This window comes from Streptomyces sp. NPDC050610, assembly GCF_040654875.1.
Lineage (GTDB): Bacteria > Actinomycetota > Actinomycetes > Streptomycetales > Streptomycetaceae > Streptomyces.
This window is the reverse complement of record NZ_JBFAIV010000007.1, coordinates 1-15,453: the sequence shown is the minus strand read 5'-3', so window position 1 is coordinate 15,453 and position 15,453 is coordinate 1. Positions and strand designations below refer to the sequence as shown.

General features: G+C 72.4%; 3 protein-coding genes. All 3 read right to left on the bottom strand.

Annotated elements, in window-relative coordinates; all coding sequences use genetic code 11:
* Positions 1 to 66: 66 nt before the first annotated feature.
* The 3 genes from AB0I22_RS10925 to AB0I22_RS10915 are packed head-to-tail and all read right to left on the bottom strand — an operon-like array spanning position 67 to position 15,439.
* Positions 67 to 285 (bottom strand): MbtH family protein, encoded by a 219-nt coding sequence (locus AB0I22_RS10925; protein WP_363130398.1) that lies wholly within the window; start codon positions 283 to 285, stop codon positions 67 to 69.
* Between the two features lie 41 nt (positions 286 to 326).
* Positions 327 to 10,685, bottom strand: coding sequence for an amino acid adenylation domain-containing protein (locus tag AB0I22_RS10920; protein WP_363130397.1), 10,359 nt, complete (start codon positions 10,683 to 10,685; stop codon positions 327 to 329).
* Positions 10,682 to 15,439 carry an amino acid adenylation domain-containing protein gene (locus tag AB0I22_RS10915; protein ID WP_363130396.1) on the bottom strand — a complete coding sequence of 1,586 codons (4,758 nt, stop codon included), beginning with the start codon at positions 15,437 to 15,439 and terminating at the stop codon, positions 10,682 to 10,684. The genes AB0I22_RS10920 and AB0I22_RS10915 overlap by 4 nt, the downstream gene beginning before the upstream one ends.
* Between the last annotated feature and the right edge of the window lie 14 nt (positions 15,440 to 15,453).

Below are 15,453 nucleotides of genomic sequence, written 5' to 3'. Positions count from 1 at the left end.
GCGGCGGCCGGCCCGTTCCGGTGAGGCGTCGTACGGTCAGGCGTCCTGCGGTCAGGCTTCGTACGGTCAGGCGGCGTCGCCGTCCATGGCCGCTATGAGGCTCTTGGGCCGCATGTCCGTCCAGTGCTCGTTGATGTAATCCACGCACGCCTGACGCGCCGTCTCCTTCAGCGCCACCGTCCAGCCGGCCGGCACCTCCACGAACGCGGGCCACAGCGAGTGCTGCCCCTCGTCGTTCACCAGCACCAGATAGGTGCCCTCAGCGTCCTCGAACGGATTCGTCATGGGAATTGCTCCTGTATTCGCGACGGCTGCCCGCGGGCAGCTCACAACGTGTCCAGCATTTCGTCCAGCAGACGTCCGACATGGGCGACGGCGCTCGCCTCGACCATGATTCCCTCATGGTCGGAGTCGATCAAGTGGTCCCTGATCTCCCCCGTCACGAACGGGCGCCAGGTCTCGGGGCCGCGCCGCCGCATGATGTCCGCCCCGGTCCGCCCGGCGGTGAAGAACATCACGTCGCCGGTGAACCGGCCGGGGGTGAACCCCCACATCAGACGCGTGTTGTTCACCCACAGGTCCTTCAGGGCGAGGATCTCCGCCGCGCCCAGATGCGCCATCGCGTAGTTCCCCTGCCGCAGGAAGTCGCGGTAGCGCTCCACCGGGAAGGCCCCGTCCTCGATCTCCGAGTCCTCGAACGGGAACCCGATGCCCCGCAGGTTCCCGGCGACGATCTCCCGCTCGGCGGGGACCGACTCGCCGTGGCGCCACGTCATCGGGAAGGAGTCCAGGATGGCCAGCAGCTCGACCTCCTCGCCCTGCCGCTGGAGCTCGGTGGCGATGGCGTGCGCGATGTGCCCGCCGATCGACCAGCCCAGCAGCCGGTACGGGCCCTCGGGCTGTACGGTGCGCAGCTGCGCCAGGTAGTCCGCGGCCGCCTCCTCGACGGTCGCGGGCAGCGGTTCCGCGCGACCGGCGCCGCGCGCCTGGAGCCCGTACACCGGGTGGTCGGGCCCGATGTGCGCCAGCAGAGCGGCGTAGCACCAGCTCAGCCCGGCTCCCGGGTGGACGCAGAAGACCGGCGGCCGCGATCCGCTCGTGCGCAGCGGCAGCAGCACCGCGTGCGGGTCCGCCTCCTCCCCCGCGTCCAGCGCGGCGGCGAACTCCGCGACGGTGGGGGCGGCGAAGAGCTGACGGACGGCCGCCTCGACGCCGAGCGCGGCCCGTACCCGGCTCACCAGCCGGGCCGCGAGCAGCGAATGGCCGCCGAGTTCGAAGAAGCTGTCGTCGACGGTGACCCGGTCCACTTCGAGGACCTCCGCGAACAGGGCGCACAGCGCCGTCTCCCGCGGCGTCCGCGGCTCCCGGCCGCCGGCGGCGGACGCGAAGTCGGGCGCGGGCAGCGCCGTGCGGTCCAGCTTGCCGTTCCGCCGCAGCGGCAGCACGTCGAGGGTCATGAACGCCGACGGCACCATGTAGTCCGGCAGCGCGGCCCCGACGTGCTCGCGCAGGTCGCCCGGGCTCGGCGCCGCGCCCTCGGCGGGCACGACGTAGGCGACGAGGCGCTTGCCGCCGGGCCCTTCCTCGTGCACGGCGACCGCGGCGCGGGCGACGTGCGGGTGGGAGGCGAGGGCCGCCTCGATCTCGCCGAGTTCGATGCGGAAGCCGCGCACCTTCACCTGCTGGTCGGTGCGGCCCAGGTACTCCAGCTGCCCCTGGGCGTTCCACCGCACCAGGTCGCCGGTGCGGTACATGCGCGCTCCGGCCGGCCCGTACGGGTCGGCGACGAACCGTTCCCCCGTCAGCCCCGGCCGCGCGACGTAGCCGCGGGCCAGCGCCGCGCCCGCCAGGTACAGCTCGCCGGCGACGCCCGGCGCCACCGGGCGCAGCGCGCCGTCGAGCACGTACGCCCGCGAGTTGGCGATCGGCCGGCCGATCGGGGCGACGCCCGGCCAGCCCGTGACGGACTCGGGCAGCGTGTACGCCGTCACCGCGTGGGTCTCCGACGGCCCGTAGTGGTTGTGCAGCCGCCGGCCCGGGCTCCGGCCGGCGAACGCGCGCACCGCGCCGCCCAGCGTCAGCGCCTCGCCGCCCTGCACGAGCCGCTTGAGCGCGGGCAGCGGTGCGCCCTGCTCCTCGGCGGCCTCGCACAGGGCGTCCACGACGAGGTTCGGGGCGTGCAGCTCCGCCACCCGGTGGCGCTCCAGCCAGGCGACGAGCCGTTCCGGGTCGCGCCGCACCTCTTCGGGGCAGGCCACCAGCGTCTTGCCGTGCAGCAGCGCGGAGAGGATCTCTTGCACCGACACGTCGAAGCTGACGGCCGTGAACTGCGCGACACGGGTGCCCGGCGGGCTCGGCAGCTCCGCCGCGTGCCAGGTCAGCAGGTTCTTCAGCGCGCCGACGGTCATCACGACGCCCTTCGGCTTCCCCGTCGACCCCGAGGTGTAGATCACGTACGAGGGGCAGTCGGGCAGCAGGGCCGCGGGCCGCTCGGCGGCGGTGACGTCCGGCGCGGATTCCGCGCCCTCGATCAGCTCCGCGAGGTCCGGGGCGTCGAGTACGAGCCGGGGCGCGCTCCCCGCGTCGGCCGGCGGCAGGGACCGGGCGGCGTCGCGGCTGGTCAGCACCAGTACGGGGTCGATGTCCGCCAGCATGTGGGCGATGCGATCGGCCGGGTACCGCGGGTCGACGGGCACGTATCCGGCGCCCGCCTTGACCACGGCCAGCAGCGAGACCACCAGGTCGGCGGAGCGCGGCAGGGCCACCGCGACGAACCGCTCCGGGCCCGCCCCGTGCGCGAGGAGCTGCCGGGCCAGCCGGTTCGCCCGCGCGTTCAGCTCCGCGTAGGACAGCTCCTCGTCCTCGAAGACGACGGCGGTCGCGTCCGGGGTGCGGGCTGCCTGCGCCTCGAACAGCTCCGGCAGCGACGCGTCGGGCACCGGGAGGGTGGTGTCGTTCCACTCCTCCAGCACGCGCCGCCGCTCGGCCGGTTCGAGGATGTCGACGGCGCTGAGGGGGAGGTCCGGCCGGGCGGCCACAGCGGTGAGTACACGCACCAGGCGGCCGGCGATAGTCCGCGCCGTCTCGCGGTCGAACAGGTCGGCGCTGAACTCCAGCAGGCCGCCGATGCCCGCCGGAGCGCCGTCGGCCGGCGGCCGCTCCCCGAGCGAGAACAGCAGGTCGAAGCGGGCGACGCCGGTGCCGACCCGGTGGCCGGACACCGCCACGTCCGGCGAGCCGCCGGCGTCCGGGCCCGACTCGCTGTGGTGGCCCGCGGCGTTGAAGGCCAGCATCGTCTGGAACAGCGGGTGCCGGGACATCGACCGGACCGGCTTGACGACGTCGACCAGCCGCTCGAACGGCACGTCCTGGTGCGCGTAGGCGGCGAGCGCCGTCCGGCGCACCCGGCCCACGAGTTCGGTGAAGACCGGGTCGCCGGACACGTCCGTGCGCAGGACGAGGGTGTTCACGAAGAACCCGACGAGGTCTTCCACGGCGGCGTCGGTGCGGCCCGCGATGGGGGTGCCCACCGGTATGTCCGTCGATCCGCTGAGCTTGGCCAGCAGGGTCGCCAGTGCGGCCTGCACCACCATGAACACGCTGGACTGCGTGGAGCGCGCCACCTGGGCGAGCGCCGCGTGCACCTCGGCGGGGATCTCGAAGGCGACCTCGCCGCCCCGGTAGGTGGCCTCCGCCGGGCGCGGCCGGTCGGCGGGAATCTCCAGCTGGTCGGGGAGGTCGGCCAGCGCCTGCCGCCAGTACGCGAGCTGCCGCGAGACGGTGCTCTCGGGGTCGTCCTCGGCGCCGAGGATCTCGCGCTGCCACAGGGTGTAGTCCGCGTACTGCGCCGGGAGCGGCGCCCAGCCGGGAGCGCGCCCCGTGGCCGAGCGAGCCGTGTAAGCGGCCGTCAGGTCGCGGACGAGCAGCGGCATGGACCAGCCGTCGGTGGCGATGTGGTGCACCAGGATCAACAGGACGCACTCGTCGGCCCCGGTCTCGAACAGCCAGCCGCGCAACGGCGGTTCACGGGTCAGGTCGAAGGCGTGCCGCGCGGCGCGCTCCAGCTCCCCCGCGAGACCGTCCTCGGACGTGGCGACGACCGTCAGCTCCGGCGCGGCCTCGCGCTCCGGCACGACGCGCTGGTACGGGCCTTCGGCATCCTCGCCGAACACCGTGCGCAGGGTCTCGTGCCGCGCCACGACGTCGGCGAACGCGGCCCGTAGCGCGTCGGTGTCCAGCGCGCCGGACAGCCGGATGCCGGTCGGCACGTTGTACGTCGGGCTGGGCCCCTCCAACTGGTGGAGGAACCACAGGCGTTGCTGCGCGTACGACAGCGGCAGCCGGTCGGGCCGGACGCGTGCCGCGAGCGGCTTCCTCCCGTCGGCGGACCCGGACAGCGCGGCGGCGAGGGCGGCGACCGTCGGCCGCTCGAAGAGCTGACGGACCGACAGCTCGGTGCCGAGCGCGGTACGGACCCGGGCGGCGAGCCGCGTCGCGAGGAGCGAGTGGCCGCCCAGCTCGAAGAAGTCGTCGTCGACCGTGACGCGGTCCACGCCGAGCACCTCGGCGAAGATCCCGCACAGGATCTCCTCCTGCGGGGAGCGGGGTGCGCGCCCGGCGTTCTCGGCGGCGGCGTAGTCGGGTGCGGGCAGCGCCTTGCGGTCGAGCTTGCCGTTCGGGGTGAGCGGCAGCGCGTCGAGGACGACGACGGCGGACGGCACCATGTAGTCGGGCAGTGCCTCCCCCACGTGGCGGCGCAGCGCGCCCGCGTCCGCTTCGGCCCCGTCGGCGGTCACTACGTATGCCACGAGGCGCTTGTCGCCGGGCCGGTCCTCGCGCACCACGACGGCGCTGTGCGCGACCAGCGGCGAACTCCCCAACACCGTCTCGATCTCACCGAGTTCGATGCGGAAGCCGCGGATCTTCACCTGGAAGTCGGTGCGGCCGATGTACTCCAGCTCACCCTCGGCATTCCACCGCACCAGGTCGCCCGTGCGGTACATACGGGCCCCGGCGCGGCCGTACGGGTCGGCCACGAACCGCTCCGCCGACAGGGCCGGCCGCCCGTGATAGCCGCGCGCCAGGCCCTCCCCCGCGATGTACAGCTCACCGCTGACGCCGGGCGCGACCGGGCGCAGCCCGGCGTCCAGCACGTACAGCCGGGTGTTGCGGATCGGCCGCCCGATCGGCGGCGTCGCCCCCGCACCCGTCCGGGAGTACCAGGCCGCCGCGTACACCGTGGCCTCGGTCGGCCCGTAGATGTTCGCCAACCGCTCCGCGCCGACCGCCCGCACGATGTCGTTCGCCGCCTGCGCCGACAGCGCCTCACCCGCCAGCACCACACTGCGCGCGGTGACGGGGAGCCGCCCCTCGCCGACGATCTGGGACATCGCCGAGGGCACGCCGCTCACCAGTCCGGCGGCCACGGCCGGCCGGGAGCCATCCGCGAGTGCGAGCAGGTCCCGTACGACCTCGATCGAGCCGCCCGAGAGCAGCGGCCCGAACATCTCGAAGACGGAGACGTCGAAGTTGAGGGACGTCGACGCCACCACATGAGCCAGCTCCTCGGCCCCGAACTCGCCCGCCGCCCACGCCGCCAGATCCGCGACGTTCTCATGCGGCACCACCACTCCCTTCGGCATCCCCGTGGACCCCGACGTGTAGATCGCGTACGCCGGGTGCAGCGGGGACAGCGCGCTAGAGCGGTCCGCGTCCGCCGGATCGGCGGCGGGGCGGTCCGCGACGGCCGCGACGGTCTGCGGATCGTCGAGGACCAGGCGCGCCGGACCGCTGCCCTCCGGCAGCCGCGACAGCACGTCCCGGGCCGTGATCAACAGGGCGGGCGCGGCATCCGTCAGAAGGTACGCGATGCGGTCGGCCGGGTACTCCGGGTCCACCGGCACGTACGCCGCCCCCGACTTGAGGACGGCGAGAAGAGCGACGATGGTGAGCTCCGAGCGCGGCAGGGAGATCCCCACAAAGCCTTCGGGGCCCGCGCCCAGCGCGATCAGATGATGGGCGAGTCGGTTGGCGCGTTCGTTCAACTCCACGTAGGACAACGCCACTTCGCCGGACACGACGGCGACGGCGTCCGGCGTACGGGCCGCCTGTGCCTCGAAGAGTGCGGGCAGCGTCGCCCGCGGCACGTCGGCCGCGGTGTCGTTCCACTTCTCCAGCACCCGCAGCCGCTCATCCGCGCCGAGCACATCGACCTGACTGACCGCCAGCTCCGGCGCGACCGTCACCGACTCCAGCAGCCGCACGAACCGCTCGCCGATCCGCTCGACCGAGCCGCGGTCGAACAGGTCGGTGCTGTACTCGATGATGCCGTTGATCCCGTCGGGTGCGCCGTCGGCGGCCCGTCCGTCGGCGAGGGCGAAGCGCAGGTCGAACTGGGCGATGCCGGTGCCGACGCGGTGGCCGGTGACGCTCAGCCCCGGCAGCTGCCCGCCGCGCTCCCCCAGGGCCGCCCGCTGGTCGACGTTGTTGAACGCCAGCATCGTCTGGAAGAGGGGGTGCCGGGACATGGACCGGCTCGGGTTGACCGCCTCGACCAGCCGCTCGAACGGCACGTCCTGGTGCGCGTACGCCGCCAGGTCCGCCTCCCGGGCACGGGCGATCAGATCGGTGAAGGCGGGGTTGCCGGAGGTGTCGGTGCGCAGGACGAGCGTGTTGACGAAGAACCCGACCAGGTCCTCCAGCGCGTCGTCCGTGCGGCCCGCGATGGGCGTGCCGAGGGGGATGTCCGTGCTGCCGGTGAGCTTCGTCAGCAGCGCCGCCAGCGCGGCCTGCACCACCATGAACAGGCTGGCCCGGTTCTCCTGGGCCAGCGCCTCCAGGCGCTGGTGCAGGGCGGCGGGTATCGCGATCGGGACGTTGTCGCCGCGATAGGAGGTCTCGGCCGGGCGGGGCCGGTCGGTCGGCAGCCCCAGTTCCTCCGGCAGCCCGGCCAACGCCATTTCCCAGTAGGCGAGCTGACGGGAGATCGGGCTGTCCGGGTCCTCGTCGGAGCCGAGGATGTCGCGCTGCCACAGGGTGTAGTCCGCGTACTGCACCGGCAGCGGCGCCCAGTCGGGCGTCTGCCCCGTGGAACGGCTGGTGTAGGCCGTGGTGAGGTCGCGCACCAGCAGCGGCGTCGACCAGCCGCCGTCGCTCACGATGTGGTGCACGAGGACCATCAGGACATGCTCGTCGACACCTGTCTCGAACAGCCAGGCCCGCAGCGGGAGTTCGGTGGCCAGGTCGAAGCCGTGGCGCGCCGCGCGGCGCAGCTCCTCTTCCAGCCGCTCCTCGGTGGTGCGTACGGGCGTCAGCTCGGGCCGGGCGCTCCACGGGTCCAGGACCCGCTGGTACGGGCCGTCGGCGTCCTCGCCGAATACCGTGCGCAGGCTCTCGTGGCGCTCCACGACATCGCCGAGCGCGGCGCGCAGCGCGTCGGCGTCCAGGGCGCCGGAGAGCCGGAGGGTGGTGGGGATGTTGTACGTGGCGCTGGGGCCCTCCAACTGGTTGAGGAACCAGAGCCGGCGCTGGGCGAAGGAGACGGGCACCCGCTCGGGGCGGGGGCGTGCCGCCAGCGCGGTCCGCGCGCCGCCGCCCGTGCCGATCGCCTCGGCCAGCCCGGCGACCGTCGGCGTCTCGAAGAGCCGGCGGACGGACATCTCCGCGTCGAAGGTGGAGCGGATGCGGCCGGCGAGCCGGATGGCGGCCAGGGAGTGGCCGCCGAGGTCGAAGAAGCTGTCGTCGACGGTGACCCGCGGCACGCCCAGGACCTCGGCGAACAGCCCGCACAGGATCTCTTCCTGCGGGGTGCGCGGTGCGCGCCCGGCCTTGTCGACCCCGTACTCGGGTGCGGGCAGGGCATTCCGATCCAGCTTGCCGTTGGGCGTGAGCGGCAGCGCGTCGAGGGAGAGGAACGCGGAGGGCACCATGTAGTCGGGCAGCGACGCGGCGACGTGCTTGCGCAGCGCGGCGGGGTCGAGCACCGCGCCGTCGCCGGGGACCGGATAGGCGACGATCCGCTTGTCCCCCGGCTGGTCCTCGCGCACGATCACGACGGCGCGCGCGATATCCGTGTGGGCGGTCAACACCGTTTCGATCTCGCCGAGTTCGATGCGGAAGCCGCGGACCTTGACCTGGAAGTCGGTGCGGCCGATGTACTCCAGCTCGCCCTCGGCATTCCATCGCACCAGGTCGCCCGTGCGGTACATGCGCGTCCCGGCCGGACCGTACGGATCGGCCACGAACCGCTCCGCCGACAGGTCCGGCCGCCGGTGGTACCCGCGCGCCAGGCCGTCGCCCGCGATGTACAGCTCACCGCTGACGCCCGGCGCGACCGGACGGAGTCCAGCGTCCAGCACGTACACCTGCGTATTGCCGATCGGCCGCCCGATCGACACCGCACCGGAAGCATCCACCTCCGACGCCGTCGACCAGATGGTCGTCTCCGTCGGACCGTAGAGATTCGTCACCGACCGGGCGGCCCCGGCGAGCGCACCCGCCAAATCACCCGGCAGCGCCTCACCGCCGACCAGCACGCGTACGCCCGACAGATCCGTGCCGGTCTCGACGACCGCGTGCCACAGGCTGGGGGTCGCCTGCATCGCCGTGGCACCGGAGAGCTTGATCAGGTCCGTCAGCGCGGCGGCGTCCTTGACGGTCTCGCGGGAGGCGAGGGCCAGAGCGGCGCCGTTCAGGAGCGGGAGGTACAGCTCCAGGCCCGCGATGTCGAAGCCGACGGTGGTGACCGCCAACAACCGGTCTGCCGCACTGAGTTCGAACCGATCCTGCATCGAGGACAGGAAGTTGACCAGCGCCGAACCCGGCACCACCACACCCTTCGGGCGGCCCGTCGAACCTGAGGTGTAGATCGCGTACGCGGCGTGCTTCGGCGAGCGGCCGGGCACCCGTACGTTCTCGGGCGAGCACCCGCCGAGGTCGAGGTCCCGAAGGTCGGCCTCGGTCAGGGTCAGGACCGGCTGGGAGTCCTCCAGGACGTAGTCGATGCGGTCCTGCGGGAACTCCGGGTCCACCGGCACGTACGCCGCACCCGATTTCAGCACCGCCAGCAGCGACACCACCAGCCCCACCGAACGCGGCAACACCACCGCCACGAACCGCTCAGGCCCCGCACCCCGCTCCACCAAATACCGCGCCAGACGATTGGCACGCGCATTCAGCTCGCCATAGGTCAGGCTCTCGTCGCGGAAAACCAGCGCCGTAGCATCCGGCGTACGCGCCGCCTGCCCCTCGAACAGCTCCGCGACCGTCGCGGCGGGGACCTCGCGCGCGGTGTCGTTCCACTCCACCAGCGTCCGCCGCCGCTCGGCGCCGTCCAGCACATCGAGCCGTGCGACAGGCGCGTCGGGGGCGGCGACGACCGCCGCGAGCACCCGCGCGAACCGCTCCGCTATCGCCTCGGCCGTCGCGCGGTCGAACAGGTCGGTGCTGTAGTTCAGCGCGCCGAGCAGACCCGCCGGCCGGCCGCCGGGGCCGTGCTGCTCACCCAGGGTGAAGGAGAGGTCGAACCGCGCGAACCCGCTGCCCGTCGGATGCTCGGCGACCGTCAGGCCCGCCGTCCGGTCGGCCGCTGCCCGGGCCTGGCTCTCGTCGTTGTTGTTCCAGGTCAGCAGGGTCTGGAAGAGGGGGTGGCGGGACATGGAACGGGTCGGGTTGAGGACCTCGACCAGCCGCTCGAACGGCACGTCCTGGTGCTCGTACGCGGCCAGGTCCGCCGCCCGCACCCGGTCCACCAGCTCGCGGAACGTGGGGTTGCCGGAGACGTCGGCGCGCAGCACGAGCGTGTTGACGAAGAACCCGACCAGGTCCTCCAGCGCGTCGTCCATGCGGCCCGCGATCGGCGTACCGACCGGCACGTCGTCGCCCGCGCCCAGCTTCGACAGCAGGGCCGCCAGGGCCGCCTGCACCACCATGAACACGCTCGCGCGGCTCTCCCGCGCCAGCGCCGCGAGGCCCGCGTGCACCGCGGCCGGCACCTCGACGGGCAGGGTGTCGCCACGGTAGGAGGCGGTGGCCGGGCGGGACCGGTCCGTCGGCAGCTCCAGTTCCTCCGGGAGTCCGTCGAGCGCGGCCCGCCAGTAGGCCAGTTGCTGCGAGATGACGCTCTCCGGGTCGTCCTCGGAGCCGAGGACTTCCTGCTGCCAGACGGTGAAGTCCGAGTACTGGACCGGGAGTTCCTCCCAGTCGGGCGCCCCGCCCTCGCGCCGGGCGGTGTAGGCGGTGAGCAGGTCGCGTACGAGCACCGGAGTCGACCAGCCGTCACTCGCCATGTGGTGCACGAGGATCAGCAGCACATGGTCCTCGGGCCCCGCCTCGAAGAGCGTCGCCTTCAGCGGGGCGTCGGCGAGCGGGTAGAAGGCGTGCCGGGCGGCCGACTCCAGCTCCCGGTCCAGGCCTTGCTCACCGACAGAGCTCACGGGCACGACGGCCAGCTCGGGACGGGCGTCCCGCGCGTCGAGGATGACTTGGTGCGGCCCCTCGGGGCCGTCGGCGAAGAGGGTGCGGAGCGTCTCGTGCCGTTCCACTACGTCGGCCAGGGCGGCGCGCAGCGCCTGCCGGTCCAGTTCCCCGGTCAGCCGCAGCGCGGTGGGGATGTTGTAGATCGCGCTGGGGCCCTCCAACTGGTGGAGGAACCACAGCCGGCGCTGCGCGAAGGACAGCGGAATCACGAGTTCTCCTTGTTCTTGGGCTGGCGGCGGAGGGCCGGACGGGCCTTGGCCGCCTTCTTCTCGGCCAGGCTGCTCGCGAGGCCGGCGACCGTGGGCGCCTCGAAGAAGCCGCGGATGCTCATCTCCTTGCCGAGGGCCGACCGGACCCGGCTGGCCAGGCGGGTCGCGAGGAGCGAGTGGCCGCCGAGGTCGAAGAAGCTGTCGTCGATGGTCACCCCGGACACCCCGAGCACCTCGGCGAACAGCCCGACGAGGGTCTCCTCCTCCGGCGTGCGGGGCGCCCGGCCCTCGCTCGCGGGCCCGTAGTCGGGGGCGGGCAGAGCGCTCCGGTCCAGCTTCCCGTTGGGCGTCAGCGGCAGCGCGTCGAGTGTGACGACGGTCGCGGGCACCATGTAGTCGGGCAGCGCGGCTCCGATGTGCTTGCGCAGCGCCCCCGCCTCCGGGGCCGCGCCCTCGGCCGGGACTGCGTAGGCGACGAGCCGTTTGTCGCCGGGCGCGTCCTCGCGCACCACGACCGCGCCGCGTGAGACGTCGGCGTGGGCGGTCAACACGGCTTCTATCTCGCCGAGTTCGATGCGGAAGCCGCGGACCTTGACCTGGAAGTCGGTACGGCCGATGTACTCCAGCTGTCCTTCGGCGTTCCACCGCACCAGGTCACCCGTCCGGTACATACGAGCACCGGCGCGGGCGTACGGATCGGCCACGAACCGCTCCGCCGACAGGTCCGGGCGCCGGTGGTACCCGCGCGCCAGACCGTCACCCGCGATGTACAGCTCACCCGCCACACCAGGGGCCACCGGACGCAAGGCGGCGTCCAGCACGTACACCTGGGTGTTGGCGATCGGCCGCCCGATCGACACCGGCCCGGAAGCGTCAACCTCCGATGCCGTGGACCAGATGGTCGTCTCCGTCGGACCGTAGAGGTTGGTCACCGACCGGGCGGCACCGGCGAGCGCGCCCGCCAGATCGCCCGGCAGCGCCTCACCGCCGACCAGTACTCGCACTCCGGAGAGATCGGCTCCGGCCTCCAGCAGCGCGTGCCACAGGCTCGGGGTGGCCTGTACGGCCGTGGCGGCCGACTGCTTGACCAGGGCGGCCAGCTCGGCGGGGTCCTTCACGGTCTCGCGGGAGGCGAGGATGAGCCCGGCGCCGTTGAGCAGCGGGAGGTACAGCTCCAGGCCCGCGATGTCGAAGCCGACGGTGGTGACCGCCAACAACCGGTCTGCCGCACTGAGTTCGAACCGCTCCTGCATCGAGGACAGGAAGTTCACCAGCGCCGAACCCGGCACCACCACGCCCTTCGGGCGGCCCGTCGAACCCGAGGTGTAGATGGCGTACGCCGCCTGCGAGGGCAGCGCGGCGGCCTCAGGGTCCGCTACCGAGTATCCGCCGAGGTCGAGACCCGCCAGCTCCGCCTCGGTCAGGGTCAGGACCGGCTGGGCATCATCCAGGACGTAGTCGATGCGGTCCTGCGGGAACTCCGGGTCCACCGGAACGTACGCCGCACCCGACTTCAGCACCGCCAGCAGCGACACCACCAGCTCCACCGAACGCGGCAACACCACCGCAACGAACCGCTCCGGCCCCGCACCCCGCTCCACCAAATACCGCGCCAAACGATTGGCACGCGCATTCAGCTCCGCGTAGGTCAGAGTCTCGTCGCGGAAAACCAGCGCCGTAGCATCCGGCGTACGCGCCGCCTGCCCCTCGAACAGCTCCGCGACCGTCGCGTCAGGCACATCGCGCGCGGTGTCGTTCCACTCCACCAGCACCCGCCGCCGCTCGGCGGCGTCCAGCACATCGATGGTGCTGACCGGGGCCGCGGGCGTCTCGGCGGCCGCTTCCAGCAGGCGTACGAGCCGCCGGGCGAACCCTTCGACCGTCGCCCGGTCGAACAGGTCGGCGCTGTACTCGATGACGCCGTCCATGCCCTCCGGCACACCCGCCGTGTCGTGTCGCTCGGCGAGGTTGAACGCCAGGTCGAACTTGGCGAACTCCATGCTCACCTGCTCGCCCGTGACCTCGACGCCCGGCAGCCCGACGGCGTCACGGCCGGCCGATCCCCCGGACTCGTTGTTGTTCCACATCAGCATCGTCTGGAACAGCGGGTGGCGGGACATCGAACGCGCTGGGTTGACGACCTCGACCAGCCGCTCGAACGGCACGTCCTGGTGCGCGTAGGCCGCCAGGTCCGTCTCCCGTACGCGCTCGACGAGTTGAGCGAACGTCGGGTCGCCGGAGACGTCGGTGCGCAGCACGAGCGTGTTGACGAAGAACCCGACCAGCTCGTCGAGCGCGTCGTCCGTACGGCCCGCGATGGGCGTGCCGAGCGGAATGTCCTCGCCCGCGCCGAGCTTCGACAGCAGGGTGGAGACGGCCGCCTGGACCACCATGAAGAGGCTGGCGCGGCTCTCCCGTGCCAGTTTCGCCAGCCCGGCGTGCAACTCCGCGCCCAGACCGAAGGTCACGGTCTCGCCGCGGTAGGTCGCCGTCGCCGGGCGGGGCCGGTCGCGCGGCAGTTCCAGCTCCTCCGGAAGTTCGGCCAACGCGTCTTTCCAGTAGGCAAGTTGACGGGATATGGCGCTGTCGGCGTCGTCCTCGCTGCCCAGCAGTTCGCGCTGCCACAGGGCGTAGTCGGCGTACTGCACCGGCAGCGGTTCCCACTGCGGGAGCGCGCCCGCGCACCGGGCCGCGTAGGCGCGCGCCACGTCGCGGGCGAGCACGAGGTCCGACCAGCCGTCCGTGACGATGTGGTGCACCAGGAACAGCAGGACGTGCTCATCGGGGCCCACCTCGAACAGCCAGGTGCGCAGCGGGATCTCGGCCGCGAGATCGAATGGCCGGCGTGCCGCCTCGGCGACGCGCTGCCGCACGTCCGCGCTCGCGGTCCGTACGACCTCCATGGCGGGGCGCGCCTCGTCGGCGGCGAGAATCACCTGGTAGCTGCCTTCGGCGTCCTCGGCGAAGACGGTGCGCAGGCTCTCGTGCCGCGCCACGACATCGGCCAGGGCCGCGGCCAGCGCCTGCTGGTTCAGCGCGCCCTTGAGGCGCAGTGCGGTGGGCATGTTGTAGGTCGCGCTCGGGCCCTCCATCTGGTGGAGGAACCACAGCCGCTGCTGTGCGAAAGAGAGGGGCAGGCGGTCGGGGCGCTCCATGGGCACGACGGCGGCCCGCGTACTGCCGGCAGCTCCGGCAGCTCCGAGAGCCGCGGAGAGGGTGGCGACGGTGGGGGTCTCGAAGAGCTGACGGATCGCCATCTCCACGCCGAGCGTCGAACGGGCCCTGCTGACCAGCCGGATGGCGAGCAGCGAGTGCCCGCCCAGCTCGAAGAAGTCCTCATCGATGCCGACCCGCGCCACGCCCAGGATCTCGGCGAACAGCCCGCACAGGATCTCCTCCTGCGGGGAGCGCGGCCCGCGCGTGGCGGGAGCTGAGGCGAACAGCGCCTGGGTTCCGTAGTCGGGGGCGGGCAGCGCCTTGCGGTCCAGCTTCCCGTTCGGCGTCAGCGGCAGCACGTCGAGGACGACGAACGCGGACGGCACCATGTACTCGGGGAGCGCGTCGGACAGGTAGGTGTGGAGTTCCGCGGCGCTCGGGACGGCCGTGGCCGACGGGTCGGGGACGACGTAGGCGGCGAGGCGCTTATCGCCCGGCTCGTCCTCCCGCACCACCACGGCCGCACGCGACAGCGACGGATGGACCGCCAAAGCGGCCTCGATCTCGCCCAGTTCGATACGGAAACCGCGCAGCTTCACCTGATCATCCGCACGCCCCACATACTCGATGTCACCATCGGCACGACGACGCACCACATCACCCGTGCGATACATCCGCCCACCGACCCCGCCGAACGGATCGGCGACGAACCGCTCCGCCGTCAACCCCGCCCGCCCGTGATAACCACGCGCCAGAACCACGCCCGCCACATACAGCTCACCGGGAACACCCACCGGCACCGGCTGAAGCGAGGAATCCAGCACGTACGCACGGGTGTTGGCGAACGGACGGCCGACCGGAACAGGACCCGCCCGCGTCGGCTCCCCGGGCGCGAGTCGGAATTCGAGGCAGTTCACCGTCGCCTCGGTCGGACCGTACGCATTGAAGACCGTCACACCCGGATGCGCCGCACGCCACCCCTCCAACACCTCACCGACCAGAGCCTCACCACCCAGAATCAACGTCCCCGACGGCGACACCCCCTCCGGCAACGCCTCCAGAATCGACAGATGACTCGGCGTGCCCTTCATGAACGTCGGACGCGGACCCTCAGCAGCCCCCTCATCCAGCTCCGCCAACCGTACGCAGCCGCCACTGACCAGCGGCGTATAGAGCGCGGTCACCGTCAAGTCGAACGCCAGCGGCGAATGCACCAGCGACACACCCGCCACCGCATCCCCATACACCTCACGCGCCCGCACCAGATACGCACCCAGCGAGCGGTGCTCCACCACCACACCCTTCGGCACACCCGTCGAACCAGACGTGTAGATCATGTACGCGGGGTTGCGCACCGACAGCGGTGCGAGCCGTGCCACGTCGGCCGGTCCGGATGCCAGCGCTTCCAGGGTTTCGGGGGCGTCCAGCAGGAGCGGGGCAGCGGCGGCGTCGGGCAGTCGCGCGGCGAGGTCGCCGTTCGTGAGCACCAGCGCGGGGGCCGCGTCGGTCAGCATGAAGGCGATGCGCTCGTCCGGGTACTCCGGGTCGACCGGCACGTACGCGCCGCCCGCCTTCAGCACCGCCAGCATCGCCACCACATTCTCCGCCGACC

Bases quoted from the DNA above. Each gene is read 5' to 3' on its own strand.
- AB0I22_RS10925 (WP_363130398.1), bottom strand. From the start codon at position 285: ATGACGAATCCGTTCGAGGACGCTGAGGGCACCTATCTGGTGCTGGTG.